The following is a 17,424-nucleotide window of genomic DNA, read 5'->3' as shown; positions in this document are numbered from 1 at the left end:
GTACGCCATCGCCTGGAACAACCTCATGCTGTTCCAGGACGGCCGACTCTTGACCTGGGTCTGGAACTCGGTCTGGTACACCGCGCTGATCGTCCTGTTCTCGTGCGCGACGGCGATCCTCGCGGGCTACGCCCTGGCCGCCACCCCGATCCCATTCCGCCGGTCCCTGCTGATCACGACCCTCGTCGCGATGATCGTGCCGCCGGTCGCGCTCGTGCTGCCGCTGTTCATCGAGGTCAACGCGCTCCGGATCTACAACACGCCGTGGGCGATCATCTTGACGAGCTCGTTCTATCCGTTCGGCGTGTTCCTCGCGTACATCTACTTCTCGACGTCGATTCCCAAGGAGCTGTACGAGGCCGCGCGCATCGATGGATCGGGGGAGTTCGGCACCTTCTGGCGCGTGGCGCTCCCGCTGTCGAAGGGGCTGCTCGGCATGCTCGCGTTCTTCAGCTTCACGGCGACCTGGGTGAACTACTTCCTCCCCTACGTCATGGTGAACTCGGGTGAGCTGCTGACACTTCCGGTGGGGCTCGGGGTGCTGTTCAGTGCGACGCCGGCGCTGAACCCCGGCATCGGCGCCAGCATCCTGCCCATCCGTCAGCCGGAGATCGCGCTCGCCGGATTGATCGTCGCGATCCCGATCCTGATCGTCTTCATCGCGTCATCGAGGCTGCTGGTGCGCGGCGTGCTCGCCGGGTCGGTGAAGAGTTAGCGATCCGGCTGGAGTCGTCGCGGTCGACCTCGGCAAGACCACCTGCCGGGTGCGCATCGTCGCCGGCGGCTCGCAGAGCGAGCTGTCCGGCCCGGGCGCGCCCGGCTTCGGCTCCCACCTCGGCAGTGAGCGCGCATTCGAGGCCATCGCGAAGGTGCTGGCGGATGCCGATCCCGGCCGGCTCGCCGGGGTGGGCGTGCTGGGAATCGGGGCGGCAGGTGCCGACGGCGACGACGCCGGCATCCGGCGCCTGGCCGCGCTCGTGCGCGAGCGATGGGGCTGGGATACCGCGATCACGAGCGATGTGGTCACCGCGCACATCGGCGCGTTCGCCGGCGGAGCCGGCACGATCCTCGTCGCGGGCACCGGAGCGGTGGCGGGCCGCGTGGACCCGGACGGCTCCTGGACCCGCTCCGACGGGTGGGGCCCCTGGCTCGGCGATGAGGGCAGCGGCCGCTGGCTCGGGCAGACGGGGCTCATCGCCGCAGTGCGCAGCGCCGACGGTCGTGGCCCGAGCACCCTGCTCGAGGACGACGCGCGCGGTATCGCGTCCGACCTGGTGAATCTTCCTCGCGCGGTGGCCTCCGGCACGGATGTCGCCCGTTCGTTGGCGGGCTTCGCGCCCGTCGTCCTGACCCGCGCCTTCGAGGGCGACCGAGTGGCCGGGCGAATCGTCGACCGGGCCGTGCGCCGCCTCGCGCGCACTGCCGCGTCCGTGGCGCCGGCCGGCGGTGCGGTGAGCGTCGTCGGCGGCCTGGCGCAGCATCCGTCCTTCCTCGCCCTGCTCGTCGCTCGGCTCACGGCGCTGGGGCTCGCGCCTCGGCGGCCGGCCGGGTCGGCGCTCGACGGCGCGGTGCTGCTCGCCCAGCGGCTCGATCTTCTCCACGAAAGGAACGTCCTCCGTGACTCCACCAGCTGACTTCGGCGACCACGCCCTCGCGAGCGAGCTCGCCGGCCTGACCACGGAATCGGGACGCCCCGAGCTGATCGACCTGGACACGCTGCCCACCGACCAGATCGCGGCACTCATGAACGGGCTGGACCACGATGTCCCTGCTGCGGTGGCTGCGGCGCTCCCGGAGATCTCGGCCGCGATCGACGCGATCGCCGACCGCATGCGCGCGGGCGGCCGACTCGTCTACGTGGGGGCGGGTACGCCTGGCCGGCTCGGGATCGTCGACGCGAGCGAGTGCGCACCGACGTTCAACACGGCGCCGGGGCTGGTGGTCGCGATCACCGCAGGCGGCGACGCGGCGATCCGGGACGAGATCGATGGGGCGGAGGATGACGCGGCCGCCGGTGCGGTCGATCTCGCCGAGCTCGGCCTGACGAGTGCCGACTCCGTGGTCGGCATCTCCGCCTCCGGGCGGACGCCGTATGTGGTGGGCGCGCTCGAATTCGCACGTGCGGAGGGTGCGCTCACCGTCGCGCTGGCGTGCAACCCCGGCTCGCGGATCGGCCAGGTCGCCGACCATGCGATCGAGACCGTCATCGGCCCGGAGTTCATCGCAGGCTCGACTCGGCTGCGGTCGGGGACGGCGCAGAAGCTCGTGCTGAACATGATCTCGACGATCGTCATGGTGCGGCTGGGCAAGACCTACGGCAACCTCATGGTCGACGTGCAGGCATCGAACGAGAAGCTGCGCGATCGCGCCCGGCGCGTGGTCGAGCAGGTCACCGGGGCCACGCCTGAGCGCGCGGCCCGGACGCTGGAAGACGCGGGCGGGTCGGCGAAGACCGCGATTCTGATGCTCGAGGCCGGCCGGTCGGCGGAGGAGGCCGCGGCCCTCCTCGCCGAGGCCACGAGCCTGCGCGAAGCGCTCCGGCGGGCGCGCGGCTGACACCGCGGCCTCAACCGGCGGGGTGCGCCTCCAGCTCGACCCACCAGGTCAGCGGCACGCCGGGCTCGAGCACGGGTGCACGCTGGAGCCGCACCGCCAGCTCCAGCGAGTCGTAGTACGCGGTCGCCGGCTCCAGTGCGATCACGGGCACTGCACTGTAGGCCCCGGCGTCGAACCAGATTCCGAGGTACGGGCACTCCGGCGACCAGCGGATGTCGAGGGTCGACCCGTCCGGGCGCACCAGGCGGGCCCGCTCCACTCGGGTCTCCGGCGCGACATAGACCTTGCGGCATCCGCCCTCCGGCACGGTGTCGATGCTCGCGAGGGCCGGCGTCCACGGCTGGCGGGGCGTTGCGGCGTCCATCACATCCACGACCTCCTCGACGGACGAAGGCAGCTCGACGCGCGTTCCCGGCGGTGCCGCGAACTGCGGATGCGCGGCCCAGAGAAACGGGAGGGCGGACCCGAGCGCCTCAGCCGAGTAGTCGAGCCGCAGCCCGGTCGCCGTGGCGGAGATGCGTCGTTCGAACCGGTAGGGCACGGAGGTGCCGGTCGCGCTCACGCGGTCGCCGTCCGCCTCGAACTCGAGGTCCCACAGGTCGCCGTGATCGGGGAGGGCGCGCCCGTCCACGACGCACGCGTTGATCGTGGGGGCGCATTCGTCCCAGCCCCGCATCTCGGCCTCGACGAAGGGCAGCCCCGGCCCGGTCGAGGCATCCGCTGCCCCCTGCGAGAGCCACTCCGTGCCCGCCACGTCGATCAGTGAGGTGATCTTCGCCCCGCGCCGCGGATCGACGGTCGCCGCGAGACCGGCGCCGGCGACCCGCATCAGGAGGTTCCGGCGGCCCGCGCCGCGGCGATGGCGTCCAGCAGGGCGCGGGCGGTGACGCCGGGGTTCTCGGCACGGGTGAGGGTCGAGCCCACCCCGACGGCCAGGGCGCCGGCGCGGATCCACTCCGGTGCGCTGGTCAGCGACACGCCCCCAGTCGGCACCACCTGCAGCCACGGGAGCGCGGTGCGCACCTCGCGCAGGACGTCCGGCCGCCACAGGCTGGCCGGGAAGAGCTTGACCGCCGGTGCACCGGCGGCGACGGCCTCCACCGCCTCGGTCGGTGTCGCGACTCCGGGCAGGACGAGCATCCCGAGGGCGGCGGCCTCCGCGACGACGCCCCGGTCGAACGCCGGCGAGACGATGAAGCGGGCTCCGGCATCCGCCGACGCCTTGGCCTGCGCCACAGTCAGCACCGTGCCGACGCCGATGACGGCATCCTGCGGCGCATGCGCTGCCGCGTCGCGGACGACGTCGAGCGCCCCGGGGGTGACGAGCGACACCTCGACCGCGCGCAGCCCGGCGTCCAGGAGCGTCGCGACAGCGGTCGCGGCCTCCTCGGGAGTCGCCGATCGCACGATCGCGACGACGCCCTGAGCGCCGATGATCTGCAGTGCGTTCATCGCACGCCCTCCGTGGTCGGGATGTCGCCGCGGGTGCGGACGACGGTGGCGGCGCGGCGCGAGCCGCGAGCGAGCGCGGCATCGGGGGACTGGCCGTCGAGGATCGAGGCGATCAGCCCCGCGGTGAAGGCGTCGCCCGCTCCGATGGTGTCGACGACCTCAGCCGGACCGACCAGAGAGACCGTGCGGTAGGCGTTTCCGAGGTTGTCGACGGCGGTCGCGCCGGCCGCACCGAGCTTGGTGACGACGAGCCGGCACCCGGCATCCAGCAGGGCGGCCACCGCATCGGCAGTGTCGGTACCCGCCAGCACGGCGAGCTCTTCGGGATCGCCGACGGCGATGTCGATGCGGCCGCGCAGCGGAGCCAGGGCCGTTGCGAAGGCGGCGCGATCTGCCAGCGCGGGGCGAAGGTTGGGGTCGACCACGACGAGCGCCCCGGTCGCGCGGGCACGTGCGACGGTGTGCTCCACGGCGGCGGCCGCGGACGCCGATCGCACCATGGTGATCCCGGTCGCGAAGACGGCGGCGATGTCGTCCGACCAGGCGGCGTCGACGTCGCCCGCGGTCAGTCCCTCGATGGCCGCGCCCCGGCGCAGGTGCACCGCCTCCCCGCGATCGGCTCCCCCGACGGTGCGCACGAGCACCCCGGTCGGCCGGGTCTCGTCGCGCGTCATGCGGGCATCGACGCCCCAGTCCGTCAGCTGCCGGACGATGCCGCGACCGAGCGCGTCATCACCCACCCGGCCGGCGAGCCGCGCGCGGTGACCCTCCTGGACCAGTCCGACGGCGACGTTGACCTCGGCCCCCGACACGATGCGGTCGAACTCGACCGAGGAATCGAGAGGACCGTCGTCCCTGGCCAGGAACACCGCGAGGGCCTCGCCCAGCGTCAGGACGAGCCGGCTCATCTCGCCACCGTCGTGGTCAGGCCGCCGTCGACCGGCAGCGCGACGCCGGTCACGTACGAGGCGCCCGCGCTCGCGAGGAACACGATGACGGATGCCACCTCCTCCGCGCGCCCCAAGCGCCCGAGCGTGGTCTTCCGCCGCGCCGCCTCATGCCCTTCGGCGTCGACGCCGTCCCAGACGCGCGTCTCGATCGACCCGGGCAGCACCGCGTTGACCCGCACGTGCGGGGCGTACTCGAGCGACAGCTGGYGGGTCAGGGCGACGACGCCGCCCTTCGCTGCGGCATAGGCGGGATGCCCCGGCCACGCCAGCAGCGCGTGGACGCTCGCGACGTTGACGACGGCACCGCGGGCTTCGGTGAGGGTGTCGTGGAAGGTGCGGATCGAGCGGTACACGCTCCCCAGCGTGACGTCGAGGATCCCGGCCCACGCAGCCTCCTCGAGCAGATGGGCGGGCGCGACGGTGTTGCGGAACGCGTTGTTCACGATCACAGCCGGCGGCCGGCCTTGCGCCCGGAGCGCTGTCGACAGCGCCTCCCACTCCGCGTCGGAGGAGACGTCGAGGCGATGCGCCGTCGCCGCCAACCCGGCGGCGCGGAGCGCGTCGGCGGTCTGTGCCGCCGCGTCGGCATCGACATCCGTCACGACGACGTCGTCTCCGCCCCGCGCGAAGGCCTCCGCCGTCGCCGCGCCGATGCCATGGCCCGCGCCGGTGATGAGGACGACTCGACTCACGCGTGAACCCCTTCGGACAGGAGGGCCAGCAGGGCCGGACCCTGCCCCCACGGTACGACGTATCCGCGCGGCACCGCCGCATAGTGCGCAGGCACCGTGCTGGCGTAGACCGCCGCGGACACTCCGCGCAGCTGTGCGTCGGCATCCAGCGACTGCACCACCGCGCTGCGGGCCGCATGCGCGGCAGGCGCCAGGCGCGACGCATCGCCGATCCCCGCGTGCACGGCCTCGGACATCGCCCAGGCCATGAACGCGGCCGTGGAGTTCTCGTCGCCGGTGCCGGGGCGATCGACGACGACCTCCCAGTGACCGTCCGGCCGCTGCAGCTGCGTCATCCGCGTCAAGAGCCGATCGACGGATGCCGCGAGCTCGCCGCGCCGCGCAGCGAAACGCTCATCGCCCAGCCGGTCGAGCTCTGCGATCACCTCGAGCAGGCCGAGAGCCGCCCAGCCCTGGCCGCGGCCCCAGCCCGGCCCGAAGGTCTCGGGCTCGCCGCCGAGTGCGAAATGGTCGAACAGACCATCCGMGCGCTGCAGCAGCCCGACGTACCCGAGTGCCTGGGCGACAGCATCCTGAATCAGCTCGTCGTTCGCCGTGACGCGCCCGAGGGCGGCGAAGAAGGGCGGATCGAAGTGCAGGCAGTCGACGAACACCCCGGACGGCGGATCGGCGAGCAGGCTCCGATCGCGCTCCGTCATCGGCGGGTCGCCGTACGGGGCGAGGAGGGGCGACGCCTCCCAGGTCTCGTAGACCCCGGTGAAGGTCGGCCGCTTCCGCAGGAACGCGGCCAGGTCGGTGAGGGCGGCCAGGAGGATCCGATCATCCAGGCGCTCGGCGAGGAGGGTGAGAGCACGCCCTGGGACGGTGCAGTCCAGCCGCGCGAACGGACGTGACCGAGTCGCCCACGCCCTGCCCCAGCCGTGCGCGAAACGCTCCCAGCGGTCGAGGCGGAGTCTCTCGCTGGCGCAGAGCAGCGCCTCGAAGGCGACCGAGTCGCCGAAGTCCCAGGTGCGGAACGGGAGGCGCAGCAGGGCGTCGGCGACCTTCTCGGCGAGGGCGGGAGTGTCCTCGTGCGCGACGGCCGCCCCCGATCGTGGGGAGTTCCGCAGTGCCTCATCGGCATGCTCGTCGGCGACGTAGTCGACGCCCCAGGCGACACCGGTCATCGCAGCGTCCAGACGGCGGCACCGTCCCGGGCGCCGATCGCCGTGACCCGGCCCTGCGCGACGAGCCGCTCGAGGTGGCCGGCGACCGGGAAGGCCAGAGCGCCTTCGGTGCCTTCAGCCGGCCAGGCGCCGGCGTCCGGGTTGAGGCGGGCCAGCAGCTCGGCGAGCGTCAGCCCGGCCGGTTCCGCCGCGAGCTCGGCGACGACGAGGCCGTCGAGGCGCTCCACGAACGCGGCGCTCTGTGCGAGGAACGCTCGTGCGTCGTCGCCCTGCAGCTGGGGGTAGTGCGCGGTGAGGAGCAGGTCGTGATCCCAGGCGGAGAGGCGCGCGATCGTCGCGAGGTACTCGTCGACATAGCGGTACGTCGGGGGAAACGCGGGCGTGCCGTCGGCGAGGTTGACCGAGGCGCCGAGCACGGCGTCGGCGACGAGCACGGCATCCGCCCAGGGCGCCTCGACGGCAAGGTGACCGTGGGAGTGGCCGGGCACTGCGCGGATGACCGCGGTTCGCCCGCCCCCGAGTTCGACGACGTCGCCGTCGACGGCGGCGCCGTCCAGACGGCCCTCGCGGGTGACCGAGCGACACCACGCCAGCACGTCGGGATCCTCGTCCCAGCCGTACACCTCGACGAAGCCTCGGGCGCGCTCGGCGACGTAGCGCTCGTAGTCCTCGATCAGCGGCACATCGCCGGCCCCGGCGACGATCCGGGCGTTCCGGAACGCGGTTCGGGCGTCGGCCACGCCGCCGAAGTGGTCGACATCCGCGTGCGACACCACGACGGTCGAGACGGCTTCGGGGCTGACGCCGAGCTGCGCAAGCGCCGGCAGCGCGTGGGCAGGGATCGTGCCGTCCACCCCCGTGTCGAACAGCAGGGCGGCGTCGTCGCCGGTGAGCAGGTACAGGCTCGCGAAGCGGTCGCCGAGCGGCGTGTCGATGCGATGGACCCCTGGTGCGACCTCGACAGCCGGTGCGGCACCCATGCTCAGCGCCCCTTGAAGACGGGTGCGCGCTTCTCGGCGAACGCCGCCTGGCCCTCCGCGGCATCCTCGGTCATCATGAGGTACGCGAAGGAGTCGTTCTCGACCAGGAGGGCTGTGTCGAGCGGCAGGCTCTGGGCGAGGCGGACCATGTGCTTGGTGCGCTGGGTGGCGATCGGTCCTCGTTCGGAGATGGTGACGGCGAGCTGCTCGGCGGTTTCGAGGAGCTGCTCGTGAGGGACCAGCTGCTGCACGAGGCCGATCCGATGCGCCTCTTCGGCGTCGATCCGGTCGCCGGTGAGGAGGATCCGCGAGGCGTGGCCCGGGCCGATGAGGTGGGTGAGGAGCTGGGTCTGTCCTGAGCCGCCGTGCCAGCCCCAGCGGATCTCGCCGGCGCCGAAGGATGCGTCCGGGCTCGCGATGCGGATGTCGCAGGCGCTGGCCATCTCGAGTCCTCCGCCGATGCAGTAGCCCTGCACGGCGGCGACCGCCGGCTTGCGGATGAGCCACACCGCGCGCGCGTAGTCGGTGCGGTTGTCGAACCTGTTGCGGTAGCTCCAGTTGTCGCCGTACTCACCGAGGTCGGTGATGTCGCTTCCGGCGCTGAAGGCCCGGTCGCCCGCGCCGTAGAGCAGGACAGAGCGGATTTCGGGATCGTTGTTGATCTCGAAGACCAGGTCGTTCATGGTGTGGTCCATGGCGACTGTCATGGCGTTGAGTTTCGCCGGGCGATCGAGGATCAGGTGGCCGACGTGGCCGTGGCGCTCGAGGCGCACGGCGCCGTCCGTGTGTCCGCTCATGGTGATGCTCCAGAATTTCAGGGGTTGATGGGGGATCAGGCCGGCAGGCCGACGGCGCGCTGGCCGCTGCGACGCTGCTGGATGACGATGGCGACGACGAGCAGGGCGCCCTTGGCGACGTTCTGCCAGAACGGGTTGACCCCGAGCACCGTGAGGCCGTTGGACAGCACGCCGAGGAGGATGACGGCGAGCACCGTGCCGGTGATCGTGCCCTTGCCGCCGGTCAGCGCTGCGCCACCGAGCGCAGCAGCCGTGATGGCCTCGAGCTCGAGGCCCTCGCTGCCGGAGACGGGCTGGCCGCTGCCGGTGCGTGCGGTCAGCAGCACGCCGGCGAGACCGGCGACCGTGCCCACGATGAGATAGACGCCGATGATGTACCGGTTGAGGTTCATGCCGGACAGGCGCGCCGCGGTCGGGTTGCCGCCGATGGCGTAGATGTTCCGGCCGATGTCGGTGTACTTCAGCACCAGACCGGTGACGAGCGCGACGCCGGCGAAGATCCAGATCAGCACCGGGATGCCGATGAACGTGCCCCGCGCGAGGGCGGTGAAGACCGAGTCATTGCCCGTGTAGCCCTGGGATCGCCCGCCGGAGAGGATCTGCGCGAGTCCCTTGTACGCGGCAAGGGTCGCGAGCGTCGCGATGACGGCGTTGACGCGACCGTAGATGATGATGACGCCGTTGAGCAGACCGCACGCGAGCCCGGCCACGAGGGCGGCGATGATGCCGGCACCGGACGACCCCGTCGCGGTGAAGACCATCGCGGTGACGACAGAGGTGAGGCCCGCCACGCTGCCGACCGAGATGTCGAGCGCGCCCAGCAGGATCACCAGCGTCTGCACGATGGCGAGGATGCCGAAGACCGTGATCGAGGTGCCGATCGCGATCAGGTTCTGCACCCGGAAGAAGTTCGGGTCCTGGCTGCCGATGATCGCGACGAGCACGATCAGCGCGATGATCAGGCTGAGATTCTGCACCCCGATCCAGGCGATGAACCGGCGCCAGGCGCTCGGACGCTGGGGGGTGGCGGGCGCCGGTTCTTCGACGCGCGCGGGCTGGGTGGTGGTGGACACGCGGGGCTCCTTCGCTGCGGTCATGCTGTGTGAAGTGGTTCGGACTGGGGCAGTGCGAGGGCGAGGACGGCTTCCTCGGTGGCCTTCGCGTGGTCGAGTTCGCCGACGAGGCGACCTCCCTGCATGACGAGGATGCGATCGGCGAGGCCGATCACCTCCGGAAGCTCCGAGGAGATGACGAGGACCGCAACGCCGGACTGTGCGAGCTCGTCGATGAGGGCGTAGATCTCCGCCTTGGCGCCGACGTCGACGCCGCGGGTCGGCTCATCGAGGATCAGCACCTTCGGGCGGCGGGCGAGCCACCGCGCGAGGACGACCTTCTGCTGGTTGCCGCCGGACAGCGTGCGCACCTCGGTCTCGATGCTCGGAGTGCGCACCCGCATGCGCTCGACGAGCGCGTTCACGATCTTGCGCTCCTCGCCGCGTCGCACGACTCGCAGCCGTGAGATGCGACGGAGGATGGCGAGACTCACGTTGTCGCGGACGGTCCGCTGCATCAGCAGGGCCTGGGCCTTGCGCTCTTCGGGGGCGAGGCCGATCCCGGCGCGGATCGCGTCGGCGGGGCTGCGCAGCACCACCGGCTGACCGTCCACCGAGACCGTGCCGGCGCGGTGCGGCAGGTCTCCGATGATCGTGCGGGCGAGTTCAGAGCGTCCGGCGCCGATGAGTCCGGCGATCGCGACGACCTCGCCGGCGCGCACGGTGAGCGAGGCGTCGTGGACGTGGTCGTTCTCGAGACCCTCGACGCGGAGCATCACCGGTCCGCCCGGCACGCGGTTGCGCGCGAAGAGGCTGCCGAGGTCGCGCCCGACCATCAGCCGCACGAGTTCGGACTCGTCGGTCTCGGCGAGTGTCCGCACCCCGGCGAGCGCGCCGTCGCGGAGCACCGCCACGCGATCGGCGATCTCGAAGATCTCGTGCATGCGGTGCGAGACGTAGACGATCGCGACGCCGTCGGCGCGGAGGCGCCGGATGAGTCGGAACACCGCTGCCACCTCGTTCTCGGTGAGCGAGGAGGTCGGCTCGTCGAAGGCGATGACCTTCGGCCGGGCGACGAGCCCGCGCATGATCTCCACGACCTGCCGCTGGGCAGGGGAGAGGGTGGAGCCGAGGGCTGCGGCATCCAGGACTTCGTCGAAGCCGAACTCGACGAGCGCCGCGCGCGCGGCCTTGATCACGGCCGACGCGGAGTAGAGGCGGCCGCGGTGCGGCAGGCTGCCGACGAAGATGTTCTCGGCGACCGACACGTGGGTGAGGATCTCGGGCTCCTGTGCGATGACACGGATGCCGCGGCGGCGGGCGTCGGTCGCCGAATGGAATTCGACCGCCTCGCCGTTGAGCTCGATCGTGCCGTCATCCGGGGCGTAATCGCCGCTGAGGATCTTCAGGAACGTGGACTTGCCTGCGCCGTTCTCACCCAGCAGCGCGAGCACTTCGCCGGCGCGGACCTCCACATCGATGCCGCGCAGCGCGCGGACGCCGGTGAAGGACTTCGTGAGTCCGGTGACCGTGACCGTCGTGGTCATGTGACGACTCCTCGTCGAATCGTGTCGGGGATGTGGGGCTTTCGGGCGAGATGTGGGGCGGGCCGCGACCGGCCCGCCCCACATCAGGGATGGATCAGGTGCAGACGACGCCTTCGGCTTCCCAGTTGTCGGGTCCGACGATCTTCGTGTCCGCGATCGTGTTGGCCGGCAGCTCCTTGCCATCCTTCACGTTGTCGACGAGCACCTGGACGGCCGCCTTGCCGACATCGACGCCGCTGATGAACAGCGCGGCCTTGTTGCCGGACTCGATGCCCGCCTTCCAGTCCTTGCACGTCAGGTATGCGCCGAGCCCCACGCCGAGGATGTGGTCGGGGGTGTAGCCGGCGTTCTGCAGTGCGGTGACGGCACCGGTCTCGGACTCGTCGTTGCAGCCCCAGACCACCCAGTTCGTCACACCGGGGTTGGCCGTGACGACAGCAGCGGTCTTGTCCTGGGCGTCGATCGTGCTGGCGTCGGTGCCTACCTTGACCACGTCGAGCGTCACACCGGTGTCCTTGGTGAAGACATCGAGGGCGCCCTCGTTGCGGTCTTCACAGGTCTGGAGGTCTTCCTTCGAGACGCGGATGATCTTGGTGTCCGCATCGGTCCAGGTGGTCTCCCCGAAGAGGCGGGCGGCTTCGCCGCCGACCTTCTCGCCCATCGCCGTGCCGTTGAAGCCGACGAACGGGGCGGGGTTGCCGTCGGCGTCCGAGATGGCATCGTCGGTCGCGACGAGCGGGATTCCGGCCTTCTTGGCGGCGTCGATGACCTGCGGACCGATCTTCTGGTCGGGGACGACGATCGCGACGGCGTCGTAGCCCTGCGCGATGACGGTGTCGAGCTGGCTGATGGCCTCGTTCGCGTCGTCGCCGACGTTGATCGCGGTGACCTCGGCGCCCAGCTCCTTCGCCATGTCGGCTGCACCTTGCGCCTGGTCGATGAAGTACTGCTGGTCGCCCTGCTTCTGGATGTAGGCGATGCGGATCACGCCGTCATCTGAGCCGCTGTCGGCGGACGACGTGTCGTCGACCGACCCGCAGCCGGCGAGCGCGACGCTCAGGCCGAGAATGGTGGTGGCCGCGAGGATCGACGTCCTCCGCGCGACCTTGTGCTGTGACTTCATGGTGCTCCTTTGCGACATGGGATCTGGCAGGCGGATCTTCGCTCCGCCGAGCCATTCATACTATAAACATATAATATGGCTCATATCAACCCGGCACGCCATCGCGTGGTTGGTCGACGAATTCAGCGTCGAGCTGGCAGTCGCTCACCATTCCGCGAATGATCCGTCGTCGTGACGCCAGCGCGGAGAGCGCCACGAATGACCGCGACGGTCGGCCGCTCGCACCGCGGCCTCATCGACGTCGACCCCGAGGCCGGGAGCGGTGCTGCGGCGGAAGTGCCCGTCGACGATGTCGAAGGGCGCGGGGTCGACGACGTAGTCGAGGAGGTCGGCGCCCTCGTTGTAGTGGATCCCCATGCTGTGCTCCTGGACGAGAATGTTCGGACTGGCGAAGCCGACCTGCAGGCTCGAGGCGAGCGCCAGGGGACCGAGGGGGCAGTGCGGAGCCAGGTGCGCGTCGAAGGTCTCGGCGAGGGCGGCGATCCTGCGCAGCTCCGAGATGCCGCCCGCGTGGGAGACGTCGGGCTGCACGATGGCGATGCCCTGCTGCAGCACCGGCAGGAACTCCTGTCGCGAGTAGAGGCGCTCCCCGGTGGCGATCGGCACCGTCGTGGCGTCGACGACGCGGTGCAGATGAGCGGATGCCTCGGGCACCACGGGCTCCTCCACGAAGAGCGGGTGCGAGGGCTCGAGCAGGGGGAGCACCCGGCGGCTGGCGGCGAGCGAGAGTCGGCCGTGGAAGTCGAGGGCGAAATCGCGCTCCGGGCCGAGGATGGCGCGTGCCGCCTCGGCCCGCGCCACGATCGCGGCGGTGTCCGCGGCGGATCCCAGCGGTGGCGTCTTCCCGGAGGCGTTGAGCTTGACCGCGGTCAAGCCCTGCCCGATCCTGGCGAGGATCCCGTCCTCGAGCTCCGCGGGGTCGTCGCCGCCGACCCACGCGTACGCGCGCACCCGATCGCGGACGTGCCCGCCGAGGAGCTCGTGCACCGGGACGCCGAGGCGCTTGCCGGCGATGTCCCAGAGTGCCTGGTCGATGCCGGCCACCGCGCTGCCGAACACCGGCCCGCCGCGATAGAAGCCGCCCTTGGTCATCGTGAGCCACAGATCCTCGATCCGGCGCTCGTCGGCGCCGATCAGGAATTCGGCGAAGGACTCCACCGCGGCGCGCACGACTTCGGCGTGCCCTTCCAGCAGCGGCTCGCCCCAGCCCACGATCCCGTCCGCCGTCTCGATCCGCACGAACTGCCATCGAGGCGGAAGGAGAAACGTCTCGATCCGCGCAATCGTCATCGACTTGCCTTTCATCCGTTCGTAGTCTAATAGTATTATCGTACTTATCAAAGGAGATGCACGTGGTCGATGAGAACACCGCTGGGGCGCTGGATGGGATCCGGGTCCTGGACGCTACGCAGATGCTCGCCGGACCCCTCGCCGCCACGCGGCTCGGCGACCTCGGCGCGGATGTCATCAAGATCGAGTCCCCGAAGGGCGGTGAGTTCAACCGCACCCACGGGTTCGACGACATCCGGGTGCACGGCGAGATGACGACGTTCATGGCGGTCAATCGCAACAAGCGGTCGCTCGCCGTCGACCTGAAGGACCCCGCGTCCCGCGAGGTCATCGAGGACCTCGTCCGCAGCGCCGACGTCTTCATCCAGAACTTCCGCCACGGCACCGCTGAGCGGCTCGGCGTCGGGTACGAGCAGCTGCGCGAGATCAACCCGCGCCTCGTCTACTGCTCGATCTCCGGCTACGGCTCGACCGGACCGTACCGGGATCGGCCGGGGCAGGACCTCGTCGTGCAGGGCTACTCCGGATCGATGTTCTCGGTGGGCAGCGCCGGGGACGCCCCGGAACCCGGAGCCCTCTGGGCGGCCGACGTCATGACCGGCTACCAGGCGGCGATCGGGATCCTCGCGGCGCTCACCGCCCGCGACCGGATCGGCCAAGGGCAGAAGGTGGAGGTCGACATGTTCTCCATCGTGCTCGATGCCCAGCTGCAGGAGGTGGTGACCTACCTCAACACCGGCCGCCAGCCCGAGCGGTCGGTCGAGGCATCCGCTCATGCGTTCATTCCGGCGCCGTACGGCGTCTACCGGACGAGCGACGGGTGGCTCACCCTGGCGATGGCGCCGCTGTCCTCCCTGGGCGAGGTGCTCGACGACGACTGGCTGCGATCCCTGACGGACTACAACGACGGACACACCTATCGCGACGAGGTCTACGCGCACATCCGCCCGGCGTTCGAAGGCGAGACCACCGCACACTGGCTCGCACGCTGCGATGCGGTGAACGTCTGGGCCGGCCCCGTCTACGACTATGAGGATGTCGCGAACGATCCGCACGTGCTCGCGACGGGAATGATCGTCGAGCAGCCCTATGGGAGCGACGGCGCGAGCGTGCGAACGGTGCGGCCGCCGCTGACGCTCTCCGAGACGCCGCCGGCCATCCGTCGCGGAGCGCCCCAGCTCGGCGCGGACACCGCCCAGATCCTCGCCGACCTGGGCTGGACAGACGAGCGCGTCGCCGCGGCAGCCGCGAGCGGTGCGATCGGTGTGTCGGATGCCTCGTCCGCGGTGGGCGCGCAGGCGCAGGACGGGACGGCCGTCGGCGCGGAGCCGGACGCACTCGCGCGGGCCTGACTAGGCTCGGCGTCGTGAGCACCTTCAAAGGGCGCGGCCTGCACGGCCAGGTCGTCAACGAGCTTGGCACGCGCATCATGCGCGGCGAGCTGCCCCCGGGCACGCTCCTCGACCCGGACGGCCTCGCTCACGAGATGGAGGTCAGCCGCACGGTGATGCGCGAAGCGCTCAAGGTGCTGACGGCCAAGGGCTTCATCGACGCGCGCCCCCGGGTCGGCACGTCCATCACCGACCGCTCGCATTGGCAGCTCCTCGACGCCGAGGTCATGTCGTGGCGCGCCGCCGGCCGGCCCGACCCCCGGCTCGTCCTCGAGCTCGACGAAGTGCGGCTCGTCATCGAGCCCGCCGCGGCGCGCATGGCCGCCCTCCGGCACACGAAGGAGCAGGCCGAGCGCCTCCGGGTGGCGATCGACGAACTCGAGCGCTCGTACAAGAGCGACGACCCCGGTCGGCCCGACCATGCGATCGCCGACGTCGACTTCCACCGTGCCGTGCTCGCGGCATCCGGCAATGAGCTGCTGGAACGGTTCGAGGTCGTGCTCGCCCCCGCGCTCCAGGCCCGCGACAAGCTCACGCACGGGCACATGACGAGCCTGGACTTCCTCGATGACCATCGCGCCGTGTACGACGCGATCATCGCCCGGGATCCTGCGCTGGCCGAGCAGCGCATGCTGGCGCTCATGCGGCTGTCGGCCGTGGACTCCGCGGTCGCGCTCGGCATGCGCGACGAGTAGCCGCGCGCCGGCGTCTCAGACTGCTGGCCGACGGATGCCGCGGTCGCGATTCCGGCGCTGAGCGGGCCCTGTGCCGAGACCACCCACCTCGCGCCAGACCACTCAGTTCTGCGCGCCGAAGTCGGTGGACTGGGGCAGAGTCGGTGGATTCGAGGAGGCGGCCCGGCTGCCGCCGAGGTGGTGCAGCCGGCTCAGGTGCCGGACAGTCGCGCCACCAGCGGAGTGAGTCGGGCGGTGAGCTCGCCGGGGACCGTGAGGTAGGACACGCCGGTCACATCCCGCAGGTGCTCGAGCGCTTCGGCGTCGCGCTCGACGTCGCCGGAGAGCATGGCGGCCGCGCCCGCGTCCCGCAGACCGTCAGGCGTGAGGCCCTGCCGGTGCCGCAGCCAGTCCGGGATGTCGTCGCCGATGCCGGTGATCTGCAGAGCCAGTTCGAGATCGCCGGAGACGTCGTGCACCCGATCGGCGAGCTCGGCGATGGCCGCGAGGTTCGCGTCAGGTCCGATCGGCAGCGCGAGCGTGTCGGCGAGGCGTCCGGCGATGCGCAGCATCCGATCTCCGCTTCCGGCCAGGACGATCCCCGGAACCGGGTCGACACCGCTGCGTACTGCGGTGAGCGCCGCTTCGACCTGGCTCACCCGCTCGCCGGCCGTACCCCACTCGAGGCCGAGGGCCTCCGCATCGCGCTCGCCGCCGGGGCGCCCTGCCCCGATGCCGAGTTCGAACCGCCCGCCGGAGATCTCCTGCAGGGTCTTCGTCTCACGGACCACCTCGGTGGGGCGGCGCAGCGGGGAGGCGATCACCCAGGTGCCCAGGCGCAGGGTGGTCGTACCTGCTGCGACAACGGCGAGTGCGAGGAACGGCGACGGCGTCCAGAGGGTGTCGGGGGTCACCAGCGTGGCGTAGCCGTCGCCTTCGAGGCGTCGAGCGGCCTCGGTCCATACCGCCGCGGGGCCGCGCAGGGCCTCGACGGCGCCGAAGCGGAAGGGGCGTCGTGTGATCGTCATCCGTCCATCGTCCTCACCCGGCGGCACCAGCGCATCCCCCCGGCGGAGGCATCCGCGCTACCCCCGCAGGCGTAGCGCGAACGGGCTGCGATGTAGGTGGCACCGGATACCGTTCCGTGCATGGCAGAGCGGGTGCAGGCGTGGTGGGCGCGTCGCCAGTTCTCCCGCGGCATGCAGATTCCATACCCCGTCGGCACCTATCGGGAGGCGTGGGCGCCCTACCCGATGCTCATCCGGCAGTACCACCCCGAGCTCAACGCGGGGATCACGCTGACCCAGATCCCGCCGGCCGCCGATGTGCTGCTGCTGTGGCAATGCGAGGCCGGTCACCTGTTCGCGGCGACGCCGAGCGAGCAGCGGGACCGGCCCGGCCGCGAGCGGCGCCGCTCGGCGTGGTGCCCGGAGTGCTCGTCGCTCGCCAACCCGCCGCGGATCCGGCCCGCCGCCCTCCAGGCTGTGGTGGTTGAAGCCCCGGTGGAGCCGTCGCGGGCGCTGCTCGGCGTGGTGCGGGCATCGACCGAGCCTCGCCCTGAGCGAGACGAGCGGCCGCTCCGCGTCGCAGCCGAGARTCCGCCGCTCGCCGCGGGGCCGCCTCGAGCATCGCCCCGATCGCGCACGCCGAAGTCCGGCCGCAAACTCTGCCCGAAGACGCCGGCGCTGCCGGTCGGCGAGCCGTTCGCGAGCAGCTGCGCCCCGAAGCCCGCGTCCGCGGTCGAGGCGCAGCTG

The 17,424-nt window shown here is 71.3% G+C and carries 17 protein-coding genes and 1 pseudogene; 6 read left to right on the top strand and 12 right to left on the bottom strand.

The window, feature by feature from the left end:
* From AC1DVT_RS09585 to murQ, 3 genes and pseudogenes are all read left to right on the top strand, one after another.
* Window positions 1-715, top strand: a 715-nt coding sequence (locus AC1DVT_RS09585; RefSeq protein ID WP_477388463.1) for a carbohydrate ABC transporter permease, incomplete at its 5' end; no start/stop codon positions are given.
* Window positions 716-749: 34 nt separating this feature from the next.
* Window positions 750-1,634: pseudogene (locus AC1DVT_RS09580) on the top strand (N-acetylglucosamine kinase); the annotation flags it as partial.
* On the top strand, window positions 1,618-2,556 hold the full coding sequence (murQ, locus tag AC1DVT_RS09575; RefSeq protein ID WP_477388461.1) for an N-acetylmuramic acid 6-phosphate etherase: 939 nt from the start codon (window positions 1,618-1,620) through the stop codon (window positions 2,554-2,556). The pseudogene AC1DVT_RS09580 and the gene murQ, both read left to right, overlap by 17 nt.
* A 10-nt stretch (window positions 2,557-2,566) precedes the next feature.
* Here murQ and AC1DVT_RS09570 read toward each other — a convergent pair whose 3' ends face one another.
* The 11 genes from AC1DVT_RS09570 to dgoD all read right to left on the bottom strand — a co-directional run bounded on the left by AC1DVT_RS09570 (window position 2,567) and on the right by dgoD (window position 13,620).
* Window positions 2,567-3,385, bottom strand: a complete 819-nt coding sequence (locus tag AC1DVT_RS09570; protein ID WP_477388459.1) for an aldose epimerase family protein — start codon at window positions 3,383-3,385, stop codon at window positions 2,567-2,569.
* Complete coding sequence (locus AC1DVT_RS09565; RefSeq protein WP_477388457.1) at window positions 3,385-4,008, bottom strand: bifunctional 4-hydroxy-2-oxoglutarate aldolase/2-dehydro-3-deoxy-phosphogluconate aldolase; 624 nt, start codon at window positions 4,006-4,008, stop codon at window positions 3,385-3,387. The genes AC1DVT_RS09570 and AC1DVT_RS09565 overlap by 1 nt, the downstream gene beginning before the upstream one ends.
* Entirely contained in the window at window positions 4,005-4,916 is a 912-nt protein-coding gene (locus AC1DVT_RS09560) for a sugar kinase (protein WP_477388455.1), read from the bottom strand. Before AC1DVT_RS09560 ends, AC1DVT_RS09565 begins: the two co-directional genes overlap by 4 nt.
* Window positions 4,913-5,650, bottom strand: coding sequence for an SDR family NAD(P)-dependent oxidoreductase (locus AC1DVT_RS09555; protein WP_477388453.1), 738 nt, complete (start codon window positions 5,648-5,650; stop codon window positions 4,913-4,915). Before AC1DVT_RS09555 ends, AC1DVT_RS09560 begins: the two co-directional genes overlap by 4 nt.
* Window positions 5,647-6,816 (bottom strand): glycoside hydrolase family 88 protein, encoded by a 1,170-nt coding sequence (locus AC1DVT_RS09550; protein ID WP_477388451.1) that lies wholly within the window; start codon window positions 6,814-6,816, stop codon window positions 5,647-5,649. Before AC1DVT_RS09550 ends, AC1DVT_RS09555 begins: the two co-directional genes overlap by 4 nt.
* Entirely contained in the window at window positions 6,813-7,796 is a 984-nt protein-coding gene (locus tag AC1DVT_RS09545) for an MBL fold metallo-hydrolase (protein WP_477388449.1), read from the bottom strand. Before AC1DVT_RS09545 ends, AC1DVT_RS09550 begins: the two co-directional genes overlap by 4 nt.
* Before the next feature lie 2 nt (window positions 7,797-7,798).
* Window positions 7,799-8,593 carry an enoyl-CoA hydratase/isomerase family protein gene (locus tag AC1DVT_RS09540; protein ID WP_477388447.1) on the bottom strand — a complete coding sequence of 265 codons (795 nt, stop codon included), beginning with the start codon at window positions 8,591-8,593 and terminating at the stop codon, window positions 7,799-7,801.
* Window positions 8,594-8,628: 35 nt separating this feature from the next.
* A complete protein-coding gene (locus AC1DVT_RS09535) occupies window positions 8,629-9,666 on the bottom strand; it encodes an ABC transporter permease (protein ID WP_477388445.1) in 1,038 nt (345 codons plus the stop codon).
* 20 nt (window positions 9,667-9,686) lie between these two features.
* On the bottom strand, window positions 9,687-11,192 hold the full coding sequence (locus AC1DVT_RS09530; protein WP_477388443.1) for a sugar ABC transporter ATP-binding protein: 1,506 nt from the start codon (window positions 11,190-11,192) through the stop codon (window positions 9,687-9,689).
* Between the two features lie 94 nt (window positions 11,193-11,286).
* Entirely contained in the window at window positions 11,287-12,315 is a 1,029-nt protein-coding gene (locus AC1DVT_RS09525) for a substrate-binding domain-containing protein (RefSeq protein WP_457100358.1), read from the bottom strand.
* A 144-nt stretch (window positions 12,316-12,459) separates the two neighbouring features.
* The gene (gene dgoD, locus AC1DVT_RS09520; protein ID WP_477388441.1) at window positions 12,460-13,620 is read right to left on the bottom strand and encodes a galactonate dehydratase; all 1,161 of its coding nucleotides are present in this window, start codon (window positions 13,618-13,620) and stop codon (window positions 12,460-12,462) included.
* A 47-nt stretch (window positions 13,621-13,667) separates the two neighbouring features.
* Here dgoD and AC1DVT_RS09515 point away from each other — a divergent pair, with 47 nt between their 5' ends.
* The gene (locus tag AC1DVT_RS09515; protein ID WP_457100360.1) at window positions 13,668-14,957 is read left to right on the top strand and encodes a CaiB/BaiF CoA transferase family protein; all 1,290 of its coding nucleotides are present in this window, start codon (window positions 13,668-13,670) and stop codon (window positions 14,955-14,957) included.
* A gap of 14 nt (window positions 14,958-14,971) precedes the next feature.
* Window positions 14,972-15,691: a FadR/GntR family transcriptional regulator gene (locus AC1DVT_RS09510; protein WP_477388439.1), complete on the top strand. Its 720-nt coding sequence runs from the start codon at window positions 14,972-14,974 to the stop codon at window positions 15,689-15,691.
* 191 nt (window positions 15,692-15,882) lie between these two features.
* Here the strand turns inward: AC1DVT_RS09510 and AC1DVT_RS09505 are convergent, their stop codons facing one another.
* A complete protein-coding gene (locus AC1DVT_RS09505; RefSeq protein WP_477388437.1) occupies window positions 15,883-16,698 on the bottom strand; it encodes an LLM class flavin-dependent oxidoreductase in 816 nt (271 codons plus the stop codon).
* A gap of 120 nt (window positions 16,699-16,818) precedes the next feature.
* On the opposite strand from AC1DVT_RS09505, the gene AC1DVT_RS09500 reads away from it, so the two are divergent.
* A partial coding sequence (locus AC1DVT_RS09500) for a zinc-ribbon domain-containing protein (protein WP_477388435.1) occupies window positions 16,819-17,424 on the top strand: 606 nt, incomplete at its 3' end.

This window comes from Microbacterium sp. P2_F9 (genome assembly GCF_056403635.1).
This window is presented reverse-complemented; position numbering and strand designations above follow the sequence as displayed.